The organism is Paenibacillus tundrae (genome assembly GCF_036884255.1).
In the GTDB taxonomy this organism is placed as follows: Bacteria; Bacillota; Bacilli; order Paenibacillales; family Paenibacillaceae; genus Paenibacillus.
Genome location: NZ_CP145605.1, coordinates 1,675,039 through 1,689,181, shown reverse-complemented (window position 1 = coordinate 1,689,181; position 14,143 = coordinate 1,675,039). Strand labels below are relative to the sequence as shown.

The window sequence follows — 14,143 nt, the reverse complement described above, 5'->3', positions numbered from 1 at the left end:
AACTTGCCTAAACCTTGCTGAAATCTTGTTTGTTTCTTGATAATAAAAAAGCCCTCAATAATTAAAGAGCTTTCGGAAGATTTACTATAAATGTTGTACCACCAGACAATTGATTTTGAGTATGGATTGTTCCTTTATGCAAAAGAACAAGTTCTCTCGCAATAGCAAGCCCTAAACCATTTCCGTTAGTCGAACGAGATTCATCACTTTGATACAGTCTGTCAAATATGTGTGGCAGGTCATGTGGAGAGATCCCTTTTCCATTATCACTTATCTGAACTATAACACTTTGTTCATTTTCGCTTATTTGTAGATCAATACTAGTTCCCTCACTATGTTCAATAACATTCTGAATTAAATTATTCACAATCCTTAAATAAGCATTTGGATCTAACCTGATAAAGCATTCTTTATCAGAAATATCAATATTAAATTCAAAATGTTTGTCCTCGAAGGTTGGTATCCAATTCACCAAAATATCACGAGTAAATTCGTTTATATCCTTTTGTTCAAGTTTAAAAACTTGCTCTTTTGCATCAAGTTTGACCCAATCAAATAAAGCTTCAACAAAACCCTTCAAATGATGTGCTTTATTTAAAGCGATTTCAAGATATTCTTCTTTTTCTTTGCCTGTAACAAACTTTTGATGAATTGCTTCTAAATAGCCAACTAAAGAAGTTAAAGGTGTACGTACATCATGAGATAAGCTCGTCATTAGTCGCTTATAAATCTGTTCAGATTGCTTTAATTGTATGAGTTGATTTTGACTATTCATTGCCATATCATTTATGGAATAACAAATTCTTTTAGTCATATCATTTTCATTTACTAAAATACGACGATTCCAATTTCCTTTTTTAATATCCGCTAATGAATCTTCGATAATTGAGAGTTGTTCAGAAATCTTTAATAGTTTCGTTCCCAAATAAATGATAATAACAAGACAAAAAGCTAGAACAAAAAGTAGAATATAAGTCCAATCCATAATTAAGCCTCCTTATTAAAACGATAACCTACTCCGTGTACCGTTAAAATATAAAATGGCTGTTCTGAATTAGGCTCTACTTTCTTCCTCAACTTACTTATAAAAGACATAATATTATTATCATCATAAGCATAATCATCTTTCCAAACTTGTGTATAGATTTGTTTCTTCGTAAACACACGCCCCTTATTAGAAGCTAATAATACTAATAAATCAAACTCCTTGCCTGTTAGATCTATTAGCTTGCCCTCAACTTGAACAGTTCTTATTTCTTTATCAACAACCATTCCTTTAAAGGTAAGAATGCTTACGGAATCTCCAGGATTAAATGTGGTATATCTTCTAATCAAAGATTGTACTCTAGCGATAAGTTCATTGATACTGAACGGTTTTGTTAAATAGTCATCTGCCCCAAGGCTAAGACCTGTTACCTTATCCGGCTCACTTCCTTTAGCCGTCAGCATAAGTACGGGTACATTGCTATACTTTCTGATTTCAGATAATACTTGAAAACCGTCCATTTTCGGTAACATCACATCTAAAATAATTAGCGAATAAGTATCTTTTTCATTGATCACTTGTAGCATTCCTGATTGTCCGTTATATGCCACATCGGTTTCCAGGTTTACTTGCGATACGCATTTTTTTACTAATGAGCACAATTCAATATCATCATCTATGATGAGAATTCTATTGGTCATGAGGATTCTTCCCCCTTCTTTCTGTCAGTCTAAGTGTAGTGTAGTGTAGCTGATTTGTGCTCTTTTCCGTACAACAACGATCATCTAGCCAATAAACATGCTTTAAATATTGATCTGAATAAACTATCATTTAATATCATTGAATCCGAAATAATACGATATCATACGCTCCTTATCCACCCTTTAACTTTTCAGCAATATACGCTTGAAGTTGATATATGTCAGAGAGAAGCTTCTCTTCCTCCTGTGTATTTCCATACTCTCCAAGCCAGCGCGGGGTGCGGATGTGCCACTCATCTGTCATGTATTGCTTCTCTTTCCAATACTCTAGAATGTACTCTAAGAAATATTCCAGGGAGCCAAAGGATTGTCTATGTTTATCGTTAATGATGGAATGTGTATCTTCAATGATTGCCTGTAACCTTTGATGAATATCATCTTCTGGATGCATAGCGTTAGTTTCCATGAGGTGATCTCCTTTTGTTCTGACAAAATACAATGAATCGATGCCCCAAATTGTATTGAGACATCGATTTAAATGATCTAACTATGTGAGGTAAACGATAATAACGTACCAAAACTGGAGCTGCTTCTGCAGCTTACATCATTATTTTCTACTTAACTTTTTGAAGGCTGGGTATTCCTGACCGGATTTCATATAACTTAATATTTTCTCCGCACATGCTGCGGAACTGAGTTCTTCCGTATTCACTTCCAGATCATATTCATCGTAGGAGTATATATAATCGAACTGGGAATGGGCGAGTCCAATCTCGCGATCTCCCCTACTCTGTTCTCTTCTGGTGAGTTCTTCTTTGGAGCAATGTACACCTACAAACATGATCGGATAATCCGAAAGCAAATCATAAAAATCATTAAACCACTTGTCATTACTGATGACTGTATCCACAATCACATTCAAACCCAGCTCTGAAAATAATTTAATAGTTGCATAGTACAATGAGCCAATCGGGTCAAAAAGAATATCTGATATCACACCTGCATCTAATTCTCTTGTTGGTTTTATATCTGGATATGTAGTATCGATAAACTGATCATAATTTTGGAAAAATTGATCTACAGACAGATGATGAAAGGGAATGTCAGCCTGATTTTTCATTTCCATCGCAATGCTGGTCTTCCCCGAACTTGACGTTCCGTTCAAAAATATAATGAGTCCCCGTTCCACATTGATCACCCTTATCTTATGAATTGGCTCAAATTATTGAGCATATTTTGGTTTAACATCTACGTACGTTTTCCAATGAATAACACGTTCTGAGTCCAATGAAGATTGTATCCATAACGGTATAGCTCAAAGTATGGATATAGGCAGGCTTCCATGTCCTGCAAACCTTGATAACGAGGCCATTGCAAGTAGTATGCTACCCAATAATCACAAGCGATAGAGTAGTAGGCTTCATTCAATATTTCAATCGTCTCATTGTAGTCACTGCGCGAACTGAGAAGTTCTCCAAGTGCTTCGTAAACTGCTTCGCTATGTTCTTCATTCGTGCCTTGAATCGCTTCTTTCTCTAACTTTCCAATTTCACCCTGCTTTAAAACTACGACTGCCTTCACACAAGCCAAATCGTGTAATGCTTCCTTAGCAATGTCCGCTGCTTCGTCATCTTCCGGCACGATGGAGAACAGACTCTCCAACCCTTTTATTAGCTCTTGGCCGAGTCCTCGTAACGCTTCCTCGGATGTACCTTCATGTCCACCATTGAAATAACCTGGTACATATTCGCCGGTGAAATCTTCTGGATTCAACATCTCATAAATTGGACGTATTCTGTCCAGAAAACGCTGCCCGCCAGGAATAGGTTCAAATACACGCTCCACCCCCGAGCCCGATGGCATAAACCACTGAAAAAAACCGTACAGATGGTCTGCTTCCACCTGCTCATCTTCTTCTATCTCTAATTCTTCTCCGCCCATCGCTAACAAATAACGACCATATTCCTGCTGATCCATGAATACCTTCCCCTCTCTCGGTTGACTGGACTGAATATTATTTAGTTTTATTGCTTGTTTTCTAGATACCAAGCTGAGATTTCTTCACTAAAGTTAATTTGCTTTTGAATATATTTTTCTTTAAATTCTTCTCCTATTGATTTGATTCCTAACTCAAAATGATCTTCAAGTTCACGCATCACAAACTCATATATTTCAATACTACTTTTTCCTTGTATTAGTAATTCAATTAATTGGACTGAAATGCAATCGTATTCATCTTTTGGCGCTCCACCTTCAATCAGCCCTACTGGATCCCACTCATTGACTAATGATTCAACCTGAGGATATAAATCTTTATATTTTTCTTTAAGTTTTTGAATTTTTTTATGAGATGGATGTTCCCACATAAAATCTATACCTTCCTTTATATGTTTGGTAATTTCAGCAATCATTCCTAAAATGATTATCTGATACTTTATATGCACTTAATAAGGGTTCATTGGGTTCGTACCAATCCTTATTTCCAGCTTCCCCTACCTGTCTTTTACACGTTCCAAATGCGCAACCACAATATGAAGTTTTTGAAGGTGTTGCATTATTGGATAATTTTAATGTTTCTTCTAGTTCTGTAAATTGAAAAGGAAGCTTAATACTCCCTTCATCAACCCAGTGGAAGCAAAATTTCTCTGGACATACACGAAATCGTTCTTTGTCTTCTTGATAAATTAACGGTAATACTTCTTTATGTGAAGAGTTCTGGAGATTAGTTATAATTTGATCCGAAACCTGAAGTAATAAGATCCGACACTTTTCAAAATATCGGTGGTGTCCCACTCTGTCAGTTAAGAAATTCAGCTCTTTATCAGCCCTATTAATGAATACTGGAATGAACTCGAATGTTCCACTAAGATACAACCCAATAATGTGATTTATGTATGAAACCAAATTGTAGTGAGTTGAATTTCTTCTGAGCCACACACCTGGCAAGTTATCTTTATTATTTATTTCTTTGAAAATGGTTAACACTTCATCAGTCATTGCATGACTCCTTGCTTCTTTGTTAGCTCTTTCTCTAAACTCATTTTTCAACTCGTATTTGCTTCTTTAACAACATGATCTGCCCGACATGATAAGCATTATGAATGCTCAAATTAGAGACAACTCCCCACCAAGGAGCATTGAAATATTCTGGAAGTTGTTTGGTGAGCTTCGAATCTTCTGTTTCTTCTAAGACAACTTTCCAATTAACGAACACATTCTCAAGTCTATTCAATGTTTCTGTCCAGCCAATCTCATTCAATTGATCTTGTGCCACAGCAAATGTCCTATCATTATCAATATTATGATCTAATCTAAATTCTCCAGCCTTAAATCGCTCAAGCCATTTTTCATTCCAAAAAATAAGATGATTCACTATCGACCATATGCTTTGTTCATTGTCATTCTGAATGACTGCTTCTTCTGCTGTTAGATCATCCAAGATCTCCGCAAGAGGAAGAAACCAACTCTTATCGTTATAACATGCCGTTAATTGATCTACAAAATGGATTTATAGCTCATCATATCATCCTCATCTCTTCATTAATTTAGGTAAGTATTTCTCCCATCCAATTTACTAAGATTAGATCCTTCTCTTTTGAATAACACCAATCAATGATCTCGCCTACTAGTTTTGGGGTTATCAGTTTGTCTTGCCAAACAGGTGTCAGAACCCTTCTATATCCCGTATAATCACCACTTAACCCCTCAAATTCCTTCCCCATTACGACTAACTTCGGTCTCCAATTCGGTTTATCTGCTTGTTCTAGTTCATAGGCAACGATAAATTTTTTATCTTCAGATAAAATGTGAAGCTTGTAAACCCCAGCATCATCGTAGTCTGGAGCCACATACCAATAAAACACTCTATTAAGACGAACTATTTTCCGTCGTAGTTTTCTACTCACCGCCATGTAATGCACCTATCTTCGTTTTATTTGTTTATATATTTCTTGGCATTCACACAATGTTTCGTGTTCACCATGTCCTCTCACCGGAAGCAAGCGGGTACCATTCAGGTAGGATAGTGCGGGTGTGCTACCTAATGAGTCAACTCTCTGGAATTCAGGATTTGACAGCCACTACGTAATCAGGTTTTGCAATATTTATTAATCCTGATTTTCTGTTTCACTTTCTATTAATCTGTATTGAACATCGAATTCTTCACCCTTGTTCAATCCATCGATTAATTGGAGCAGCCCAGAACTCCCTACAATGGTGTACCACCGGGTAACTTCGTAGCACGCCAAGTTATAATTCATCCAAGCCTCTGCAGTTCCATAATTATTAAATGCATCATGTGAGTCTAGTCTTTTATAGTCAATAGGATTCTCGCCATCATTCGTATGTTCCTTCCATACTTCTTCGTTGCTGGAAAATCTACCGTCAACCATTGTAGCTAGACCTTCATCAAACCAAACAGGAACTTTATTCTTATTATGTAGCCTTTCTCTCAACTCTGCATGTGTAAACTCATGCGATAGTACATGATCAGTTAGCCCTTTTGGTCCTACAACAATGTAATTCTTCCATGGATAATAATAGGTTTGACCCGTTAGGTTTTCTGCATACATATCCAATGCTCTTTGACTTAGAGCAGCTATTACATATGGAGATGAAACTTTATTACCAAATACATTAATAACTTTATCCTCTGATAATTGAACCAATTCGAGCAACTGATTTTTCACATTGCTCCCTACATCAGATTCTATATATACATTGTTTTTGATGTGATCCATATTTGAATAATTTACTAACACAGCATGCACAGGTTTTGCATAAACTTTTAAAGAAACAGCAACAGATGATACTATGAACAAAACTATGATTAACCCAATAATCTTGCTCTTGTTCTTGAAAAGCTTCACATGATCTCCACCTTTGAGTGATTTCACTTTATCCCGCTAAGTTTATAAGAACTCCAAGGATCTTCGAATTACCTTCATCCTGAGCTCTTTGCGTTTATCTAGATACTCCAACTCTTTGAGCCCTGAAATCATTAAATGCATCAGTATGTTGCTGATTAAATAACTCAGGCACTTCATCTGGATTAAAGAATTGAAGTTCTATAGTTTCTTCATTACTACTAATCAGTTCTCCATCGGAAATGCGTCCCTGATAAAAAAACGAAATCGTTTGTGCCTGATCCCCATTTGCATACTTGTCGAAATACTTGGTATATACGCCTATTAATTTCTCAACGAAGATTGTTACTCCTGTTTCTTCTTTCACTTCACGAATAGCTGTCTCTTCAGCAGATTCGCCTAACTCCATAGCTCCTCCTGGAAATCCCCAAGCATTTTTATCTCTTCTCCGTTGAAGCAATATTTGTCCTTCTTCGTTTAAAACGATGGCTCCTGCAAAGTTAAGAATGATCACTTCAGTGCCTACCTTACTTCTAATCCACTTAATATAATCCATTGATCTTCTCCTTTTCATAAACTTCTGTAGAGCTAAGCTTAAATATATCTATTCATTCCACAGTCTCGTTACTTCTTTCAATTCCAGGTCTTCAAATTGCATTTTATAGATATCCGGTTTCTTTAATTGATCTAAGAAAGCTAAGCCATAATTTGAATCAAAATGATTCATCATCAAAGTCATTACAAGACCGTGTGTTCCAATCGCAATTTTCTTTCCCTTGTGTTCTTTTAATATGGTTTTGAGCACTGTAATTGACCTATTCTGGCAATCCGCGTTAGATTCGCCACCTGGTAAGGCATATTCAGCGTTGTAGAAGTTATTTCTAATATTAGACATTAAATCAATAACATCATCTGATGAAAAATGACGTTCCCTTAGATCTTCAAATGTTTCTATTTCTAAGTTTAAGTGCTGCGCTAATCCCTCAACACTCAATACCGCTCGGCGATATGGACTTGAAAGTATGATATCTATTCCTTCATCACTAAGTAACTTCGTTACTTGTTCAACATCCGCCTTACCCTTTGCAGTAAGACCTCTAGTTCTTTCATTTCCTTCATCATATGGTGATTCCGCATGCCTAACCATGTAGATTGTAGTTTTCATTTAGACCTCCTTGAGCCGCTCTGATAAATAGATTTACTGTGATTTCACATCAGTACTTTATTTACAAATTCGGTTTTCCCATCCGTGTAAGCCTGTCGATTTTCACTATAACTATTAACTAGCTCTTTCTTTAGATTGGCATATTCAACTACAAATTCAGGATTACTAATTAATGCATCTCTGAAGGATATATTCTTGAGATGCCTCCAAAAAAATAAGTATTTATGAAGATTATCCAAAACCCTTCGCGCCATCCTGACGTTCAAACAGTCTACGTGACCCACAAAATCTTTCTAAACTTATAGCTACACCATCCTCATCATTATTAGCGGTTATTTCATCAGCAATTTCCTTCAATTCCTTTATTGCATTCCCCATAGCAATAGCGTATCCAGCCTTCTTAAAGAGGCCTACGTCATTATGGTCATCACCAAATACAATAACGGAATCCAATTCTACATGATACAATTCACAGAGTTTAGCAATCGCCAGCTCCTTAGAGGCGAGAAGAGGCATGATTTGTATTAATTGATGATTATCCGTAATCAGTATATTCACTTTACCTTCGAATTTTTTTAATAATCCAGAACTGTCATTATTGCCGGAAAGGAGTATCTTCGTAGCATCATATTGCTTTAATTCATTTAAGGGTTTTACTATAGGGTTTGATCGTGTGTTCATTGAGGTAATATAATCAAGCTCTCTTAAACTAAACCACTCATCTCTTACTTCCATCGTCAGCTCAATCTCGGGGTTACACTTCAAACAGTAATCAAGAATTTCTGTGGTTACATTAGCAGGGATTGATTCATTAATTTCTATCTTGGTTTCCTTACAGATCACTTGAGCTCCGTTGTAATATACAAAAGCCCCGATATCCAATAATTCTTGAGGAAGAAACCAATTAACAGCCCTGGGCGGTCGAGCTGTTGCGAATATTATTCTCATTCCTTTCAGATAACAAGATAAGACAGCATCTAAATTCCTCTTGGATACTTCTTTATTTGAATTCAATAATGTTCCGTCCAAGTCAAGAACTACAGTTGAATACTTCAATGGATTCAACCCCCAACAACGTTTTTTCTTCGTTATTTCTACATAACGTTCCTGGATTCACGACGCGAGCCGACCTTAGATAAACTCTTATCTTAGATCGGCTCGCGTATCGTCCGAGTTATCTCCTATAATTATACATCTGGATGACCATAGGAGTAAGCCCGAAGCGTGATTATAATGTTAGGCTATGCCGCATTGCACTATCTACTAAAATCCATTTCAATATAAGGAATTTCATAGAATAACGGAATAGCAATGACTCACGCATATTTTCTAAATAGAACGCTTCCATCTTTGTGAGATTGTATCCCTATTTCTTCATATTCAACGATGTCATTCATTCTTATTGGCACTACTAATCTTTCATACTTGTACCTCTCATTAATTAACATATAGAACGCCATTAAAACTGCATTTGTTATGTTCTGATCATTAGGTTCTCGAACCAAAAGTTCAGTTACAATAACCTCTTTGTCCTATTTGGAACGGTTGATTGCAATGTGGTAATCCCAGAATGGAATTGTACTCTTGCTGCCTGACTTACAAATGATAGGATAGTCTGAGTTAATAAATGTATCGAATGTATCATTTAGTTTTTCCAATTCGAATCTTTCAGTTGTACTATTGGTATCGGCTACACCGTTATGTATTACACGATGGTATTCAGTGTTGGTGAGGTGCTCTTTAAACTGATGAATTAAATCACCTCTTAAGAATATCGGACCAATCACATTTCCGCCTCCTCTCCACAAAACCCCCGTGCTTTTGTTTACGTTCGGGTCAATTGATTTCTATGAAATACTCTTAAATATCTTATCTATCTCTTTCCGATCGTAATCAAGAATCCAATCGTTAAATTCCTTGTACAAGTAAAGCAAGGCTTCCTTAGTCGGTGAGACGATGTCTAAACCACGATCATCATAAATGTGAAAAACCAATTGGGATTGAGGATCTATGAAGTAAATTCTTGAATTAAGGTAACTATTCTTCTGAGTAAATCCTCCAATAAGTCCTAACAAATCAATATAGTCTATCTCGGACAGTTTGCATTCAAGAGAGTAAAATTTATAATGTCCAGTCAACTCTAGTGTTTCATCGTCATAGTCTTCTTTGTTAAGAAAATTTTCAATTGTATGGTCTGCAAAATATTGAAGAAGGTCAATTTCCTCTTCAATATAAGCATCTAAATCTTCAATAGGTTCATATGATACCCCAACAATATAAACCGGATACTTCTCTTTAAATATTGCTAGAAATAAGGCAAGGATTCTCTCCTGGACTACACTATAGTATGTGTCATTATCAATATTGCTGTTTGGTGGTCCCAGTTCAAACCGGATACTAAAATCATTATTGTAATAGAATGGTGGTTCAAAGATTATATTAGAGAGATGTTCATTTATAAATTGTTGAATAGACATCTAGTTAATTACCACCTTATATCATTCGTTTCGTCTACATCTTTATATTCACGGAACTGGGACGGACGGTGATATGTTCAGTTACACTTTAAAAACTTCTTTTAGGCCTATCAACGTTGCTATCTTATAATCCATTAATTTACTATCATATTTGTGAATATCAATGTTTATTAGTTTAAATTTGAAATTCCCTATGGCGAGGTTATGTTCATCATAAGAATTTTGAATATAGGATTTTAAAGCATCAAATATGGCACATATAATCATAGGAAACCCTAATTCCCATTCATTGTCGCCTTTCAAATCTTCTTGAATTCGTGCTTCATTCTCAAAGATAATACTGCCTTCATATGGCTCGATTACAATATCAATACTGGCGAATCTTCCTGGCGGCCCACTCTGTCTAACGAATCTAGCTTTTTTATCAATACGTTCTAAAACAGAAATAATTGATACTTTTTCTTTTTCATACGGTGGAAATATCTCAATTTTATTTGGCATTAGCAGTGCCCCCAAGATTAAAGGTTTGGATTTACTGAATTATTCATTTACTTGATATTATTCAAAATTTGCGCTACTTCTGCACGTGTCACCTTACTTTTTGGTTCAAACTTTCCGTTAGAATTCCCACTGACGATCCCTGCTTGATATGCATAGAGAATCATACTCTGCATTCTGTTATCGATCTGATTCCAGTCTGTAATTGAAGTCGATGGTACTTCTTTGACATCTTGCTGTCCTGCTGCCATTGAAATAGCATACACGGTTTGCTCACGCGTGGCAGGTACGCTCCAATTTTTTGCTGTGATCGTCTTTTTCTCAAGAAATAGTCCGGTGTCTTGTGCAAAGAGAATATGCCCCATTGCCCAGTACTCTGGATGGTTAGGAATTCGTTGTCCTGCCACTTCTGAAGCAATTTTTGCAAGCTCTGCCATGGTAAGTGTGTCGTTTGGTTTGAATGTCCCATCACCAAACCCCTTCATAATCCCCTTGCTGTTAACTTCGAGCACTGCCTTGGCATACCATGCGTTTTTTTTAACGTCCTTGAATATTGTATTGTTTGGATCAACTTTATTAGGGTTCTTCCTAGATTCGAATTTCCATTCGCGGCTACCGGATTCAATCATCTTCAGATAATCTAATTGAATAGTTTTTCCATTTACATACACTCCACTAGTTCCGCCAGAAACTTGTTTTACCTGATAGGGCATGCTGAATTTCACCTTGAGTACCAGTCCATCAATATCCTGTGCAATGAGATCTTTAAGTCGCATGTCTCTAAGTGTTTTATCGGAAATGTCTTTAACCTCGGGAAATTTGGTATCATATCTCATGTCCTTACTGATAAAGTCATGAAGTTCAAGTTTCAACTCAAACCCTTCATATATTTTGTTAAGAGATACGAGTCCCATTTCATTTGAAATAGTTGCAACACCGGAATCGTTAATATCTTCTATAAATTTGTCCTCATATGTACCTACAGTATATTTTTTACCACTATATGTAATTTCATAGGATTGGTTACTTTTGCTAGTAAAGTCCTGATACGTTTTTCCCAGCTTGTTTAACATATTTTTATCGAAACCAACGACATGTTTTACGCTACCCGAACCATTTTCATTAATAGTCACTTCAGTGTTTGAATAAATGCATCCTGTAAGCAACATTGACGTCATTAGAATTATCGTAATGACCTTCAAAAATTTTTTCATAGATTATCTTCCTTTTAATTTGTGAATTTCACATAACATCTTTGTATTCACGAATCAACGTATAGAGCGGCTGACTAATGCCAGATCAAGACGCATGTCCACAGTGTGAATATTATGTTATATGATGTTTTTAGCTTCTTTGAATCACTCACTATATGCTCTTGAGGCTTTAATCAATTCATCTTCTTCATCAAAAACTCTTAACACTCTGTCAATATCACTTACTTCATAGCTTCTAACTACAATCAGTTGTTGCATATGTAAACCTGGTGGATCAATGTTTGGTCTAGATAAGTTATTTAATAATCTTTCTGGTGTATACAAAATACTCCATCTTTTTGAACCATCCGTGAAATACATGGTGATTTCTATCCAATTCCATTCTTCCTCATGATCTGTTTCAACTTCATCATCGAATTTCCAACTTAAAAGTCTTGGTCTTAAATTTGGATCTTTCTCCATAATTCCACCTCTAATTGCAATTAAGCAATTTTAATAAATGATTTATATTGATGACGTACTAACCCCTTAGAGTTGCTGCTTATAGTTGGCTTACCGAATAACTAAAGCAGTGACGTCCCCAACCGGCTTAGAGGACTGGATGACGTCAATCGCTTCTCAGAGTAATCCGAAGCGTCAATATTTTATTATCCGAATTAATTTCTGGAAGCAGCCATTGCCTTTAAGACATTTTCAAAATAGCTATATACTTCATCAGCAATTTCCAGAAACTCTTCAACAAGTACACTATTAAAATCCAAGTAACAAGCGTACAGATAATCAACTAAAGCGGAGTCAATGTCACAATAGTCTAATATAGCATTCTTCATCTTAAGCATGTCATCTTGCCATACACCTGTATCTACTATAACCAAAGAGTATAATGCACGAATTAATCTCTTAGAGTAACCTTTAATATATCTAGTTTTTAATGCGTTATCACTAGTATTAGAAAGTGAACGATGTATACGATCTACTTCCTCCTTTGTCTCTGTATTTAAGTCTAAAATGAATTCTGGAGAAATAATGATCGGGGGTACTTTTTCACCAATGTCATCCCCATGTATACAAACACATATGATCTTAACCCAGAACCCCCACTCATTCGGTTTATTTAATACATCGTCTATAGAGCAAATTATCGTATCAATCTTAGTGACGAATGGATATTCTTCCAAAAGCCTGTCTTTGATATTCGACAATCTTTCGTAATCGATACCTTTGGGATTTTCACATACAATCGTAAAGTCTGCATCTGACTTAAAAGGTGTAGCAGTTCCTTTGGGAATTGAGCCGCACATATAAATGCTATGAATTTCACCTTTGAATTCGGTACGTACATGATCTATATACTTATCAACCAAATCCTTATATTCACTTTGTATTTCAACTCTATTTATTACTTTTTCTAATATCATGTAGACCCCTCCTAAAACATGCTTAGTCCACTAAGATTGAGATATATTCTTCATCTTTAAGCCTTGTCACCTTACAGTTCTCATTGGATTCAAATGCTACTATTCTCTCTTCTATTGTTTTATTCGTACTATCTTTAAATTTGTCCTCTCGATCATAGTGAGGAAAAATAAGTTTGTCGATTAGACCTAATGCCTTAAAATCAGTTAAATCCATTGTGTTCATCTGTGGAGTAAAGAAATCGACAATGTTAATATTCGGCCCCAGTAATAACGTCCCAGCACTCACTCCAACTATAATTACATTCTGTGCGGCCAAGGTTTTAATAATTTCATCAGCACCACTTTTCTTAGCGTAAAACAATAATGTAAATGGATTTCCACCATTGATATATATAACATCGCTATGTATGAGAAGTTGCGGATCATCAAACTCTATATCTACAAAATCAATATGCTGAAACCCCATGTCTTTGAAGTCCTGCACTGCCCTTTGTGCATATCTATTATTTTCTTTCATAGGGGATGCTGTTGTAATAATAGATACATTTAATTGAGAAATATCTCTTTCAATCAAACTCAGAAATTGATTCTTAATATCTTCAGTATTAAAACCACACGAAGTTAGTAACAAGCTACTCATCGAAATCCCCACCCTTAGATAATAGTTTATCTAATCTTTATAATAATTAAGCATTCCCCTAATTTCTGCTAAAGTTCCTGTATTCAAGAAACGCCCCAGCCTTAGATAGCTCTTATCTTGGGCTGGAGCGTTTGTTGTCTGATTATCTTCCATTATTATACACCTCACAACCAAGGGACG

20 protein-coding genes are annotated in these 14,143 nt (G+C 35.9%); all 20 read right to left on the bottom strand.

The genetic code is table 11. The features are described from left to right. Nucleotides 1-61: 61 nt before the first annotated feature. Complete coding sequence (locus V6W81_RS07380) at nt 62-985, bottom strand: sensor histidine kinase (protein WP_338542361.1); 924 nt, start codon at nt 983-985, stop codon at nt 62-64. A gap of 2 nt (nt 986-987) precedes the next feature. Next, nucleotides 988-1,686, bottom strand: coding sequence for a response regulator transcription factor (locus V6W81_RS07375; RefSeq protein ID WP_338542360.1), 699 nt, complete (start codon nt 1,684-1,686; stop codon nt 988-990). A gap of 172 nt (nt 1,687-1,858) precedes the next feature. Next, complete coding sequence (locus V6W81_RS07370) at nt 1,859-2,152, bottom strand: hypothetical protein (protein WP_338542358.1); 294 nt, start codon at nt 2,150-2,152, stop codon at nt 1,859-1,861. Nucleotides 2,153-2,293: 141 nt separating this feature from the next. After that, a complete protein-coding gene (locus tag V6W81_RS07365) occupies nt 2,294-2,875 on the bottom strand; it encodes a chloramphenicol phosphotransferase CPT family protein (RefSeq protein ID WP_338542357.1) in 582 nt (193 codons plus the stop codon). Nucleotides 2,876-2,934: 59 nt separating this feature from the next. Further along, nucleotides 2,935-3,663, bottom strand: coding sequence for a hypothetical protein (locus V6W81_RS07360; RefSeq protein WP_338542355.1), 729 nt, complete (start codon nt 3,661-3,663; stop codon nt 2,935-2,937). Between the two features lie 47 nt (nt 3,664-3,710). Beyond that, the gene (locus tag V6W81_RS07355) at nt 3,711-4,052 is read right to left on the bottom strand and encodes a hypothetical protein (RefSeq protein WP_338542353.1); all 342 of its coding nucleotides are present in this window, start codon (nt 4,050-4,052) and stop codon (nt 3,711-3,713) included. A 34-nt stretch (nt 4,053-4,086) separates the two neighbouring features. After that, nucleotides 4,087-4,683 carry a hypothetical protein gene (locus tag V6W81_RS07350; RefSeq protein ID WP_338542351.1) on the bottom strand — a complete coding sequence of 199 codons (597 nt, stop codon included), beginning with the start codon at nt 4,681-4,683 and terminating at the stop codon, nt 4,087-4,089. Between the two features lie 40 nt (nt 4,684-4,723). Next, nucleotides 4,724-5,125, bottom strand: a complete 402-nt coding sequence (locus V6W81_RS07345; RefSeq protein WP_338542350.1) for a DinB family protein — start codon at nt 5,123-5,125, stop codon at nt 4,724-4,726. A gap of 106 nt (nt 5,126-5,231) precedes the next feature. Further along, nucleotides 5,232-5,597: a hypothetical protein gene (locus V6W81_RS07340; protein WP_338542349.1), complete on the bottom strand. Its 366-nt coding sequence runs from the start codon at nt 5,595-5,597 to the stop codon at nt 5,232-5,234. Between the two features lie 195 nt (nt 5,598-5,792). Next, nucleotides 5,793-6,554: a hypothetical protein gene (locus tag V6W81_RS07335; protein ID WP_338542347.1), complete on the bottom strand. Its 762-nt coding sequence runs from the start codon at nt 6,552-6,554 to the stop codon at nt 5,793-5,795. A gap of 94 nt (nt 6,555-6,648) precedes the next feature. Then, nucleotides 6,649-7,107 (bottom strand): NUDIX hydrolase, encoded by a 459-nt coding sequence (locus V6W81_RS07330; protein ID WP_338542346.1) that lies wholly within the window; start codon nt 7,105-7,107, stop codon nt 6,649-6,651. Between the two features lie 48 nt (nt 7,108-7,155). Beyond that, a complete protein-coding gene (locus V6W81_RS07325; protein ID WP_251382656.1) occupies nt 7,156-7,716 on the bottom strand; it encodes a histidine phosphatase family protein in 561 nt (186 codons plus the stop codon). Nucleotides 7,717-7,760: 44 nt separating this feature from the next. After that, the gene (locus V6W81_RS29170; protein WP_353056295.1) at nt 7,761-7,970 is read right to left on the bottom strand and encodes a GrpB family protein; all 210 of its coding nucleotides are present in this window, start codon (nt 7,968-7,970) and stop codon (nt 7,761-7,763) included. Then, nucleotides 7,948-8,772 carry a Cof-type HAD-IIB family hydrolase gene (locus tag V6W81_RS07320; protein WP_338542344.1) on the bottom strand — a complete coding sequence of 275 codons (825 nt, stop codon included), beginning with the start codon at nt 8,770-8,772 and terminating at the stop codon, nt 7,948-7,950. Before V6W81_RS07320 ends, V6W81_RS29170 begins: the two co-directional genes overlap by 23 nt. 791 nt (nt 8,773-9,563) lie before the next feature. Next, nucleotides 9,564-10,193 carry a DUF3885 domain-containing protein gene (locus tag V6W81_RS07315; protein WP_338542342.1) on the bottom strand — a complete coding sequence of 210 codons (630 nt, stop codon included), beginning with the start codon at nt 10,191-10,193 and terminating at the stop codon, nt 9,564-9,566. 81 nt (nt 10,194-10,274) lie between these two features. Continuing rightward, on the bottom strand, nt 10,275-10,694 hold the full coding sequence (locus V6W81_RS07310; protein WP_338542341.1) for a hypothetical protein: 420 nt from the start codon (nt 10,692-10,694) through the stop codon (nt 10,275-10,277). Between the two features lie 47 nt (nt 10,695-10,741). Continuing rightward, nucleotides 10,742-11,905, bottom strand: coding sequence for an S-layer homology domain-containing protein (locus V6W81_RS07305; RefSeq protein WP_338542339.1), 1,164 nt, complete (start codon nt 11,903-11,905; stop codon nt 10,742-10,744). Between the two features lie 144 nt (nt 11,906-12,049). Then, a complete protein-coding gene (locus V6W81_RS07300) occupies nt 12,050-12,367 on the bottom strand; it encodes a hypothetical protein (RefSeq protein WP_338542337.1) in 318 nt (105 codons plus the stop codon). 194 nt (nt 12,368-12,561) lie between these two features. Then, nucleotides 12,562-13,323, bottom strand: a complete 762-nt coding sequence (locus V6W81_RS07295; protein WP_338542335.1) for a nucleotidyltransferase domain-containing protein — start codon at nt 13,321-13,323, stop codon at nt 12,562-12,564. A gap of 22 nt (nt 13,324-13,345) precedes the next feature. Beyond that, nucleotides 13,346-13,963 carry a Type 1 glutamine amidotransferase-like domain-containing protein gene (locus V6W81_RS07290; RefSeq protein ID WP_338542334.1) on the bottom strand — a complete coding sequence of 206 codons (618 nt, stop codon included), beginning with the start codon at nt 13,961-13,963 and terminating at the stop codon, nt 13,346-13,348. Nucleotides 13,964-14,143 lie beyond the last annotated feature (180 nt).

Excerpts from the sequence above, each read along its gene's own strand:
- V6W81_RS07380 (WP_338542361.1), bottom strand. The coding sequence starts at position 985 with ATGGATTGGACTTATATTCTACTTTTTGTTCTAGCTTTTTGTCTTGTT.
- V6W81_RS07375 (WP_338542360.1), bottom strand. The coding sequence starts at position 1,686 with ATGACCAATAGAATTCTCATCATAGATGATGATATTGAATTGTGCTCA.
- V6W81_RS07370 (WP_338542358.1), bottom strand. The coding sequence starts at position 2,152 with ATGGAAACTAACGCTATGCATCCAGAAGATGATATTCATCAAAGGTTA.
- V6W81_RS07360 (WP_338542355.1), bottom strand. The coding sequence starts at position 3,663 with ATGGATCAGCAGGAATATGGTCGTTATTTGTTAGCGATGGGCGGAGAA.
- V6W81_RS07355 (WP_338542353.1), bottom strand. The coding sequence starts at position 4,052 with ATGTGGGAACATCCATCTCATAAAAAAATTCAAAAACTTAAAGAAAAA.
- V6W81_RS07350 (WP_338542351.1), bottom strand. The coding sequence starts at position 4,683 with ATGACTGATGAAGTGTTAACCATTTTCAAAGAAATAAATAATAAAGAT.
- V6W81_RS07340 (WP_338542349.1), bottom strand. The coding sequence starts at position 5,597 with ATGGCGGTGAGTAGAAAACTACGACGGAAAATAGTTCGTCTTAATAGA.
- V6W81_RS07330 (WP_338542346.1), bottom strand. The coding sequence starts at position 7,107 with ATGGATTATATTAAGTGGATTAGAAGTAAGGTAGGCACTGAAGTGATC.
- V6W81_RS07325 (WP_251382656.1), bottom strand. The coding sequence starts at position 7,716 with ATGAAAACTACAATCTACATGGTTAGGCATGCGGAATCACCATATGAT.
- V6W81_RS29170 (WP_353056295.1), bottom strand. The coding sequence starts at position 7,970 with ATGGCGCGAAGGGTTTTGGATAATCTTCATAAATACTTATTTTTTTGG.
- V6W81_RS07315 (WP_338542342.1), bottom strand. The coding sequence starts at position 10,193 with ATGTCTATTCAACAATTTATAAATGAACATCTCTCTAATATAATCTTT.
- V6W81_RS07310 (WP_338542341.1), bottom strand. The coding sequence starts at position 10,694 with ATGCCAAATAAAATTGAGATATTTCCACCGTATGAAAAAGAAAAAGTA.
- V6W81_RS07305 (WP_338542339.1), bottom strand. The coding sequence starts at position 11,905 with ATGAAAAAATTTTTGAAGGTCATTACGATAATTCTAATGACGTCAATG.
- V6W81_RS07300 (WP_338542337.1), bottom strand. The coding sequence starts at position 12,367 with ATGGAGAAAGATCCAAATTTAAGACCAAGACTTTTAAGTTGGAAATTC.
- V6W81_RS07295 (WP_338542335.1), bottom strand. The coding sequence starts at position 13,323 with ATGATATTAGAAAAAGTAATAAATAGAGTTGAAATACAAAGTGAATAT.
- V6W81_RS07290 (WP_338542334.1), bottom strand. The coding sequence starts at position 13,963 with ATGAGTAGCTTGTTACTAACTTCGTGTGGTTTTAATACTGAAGATATT.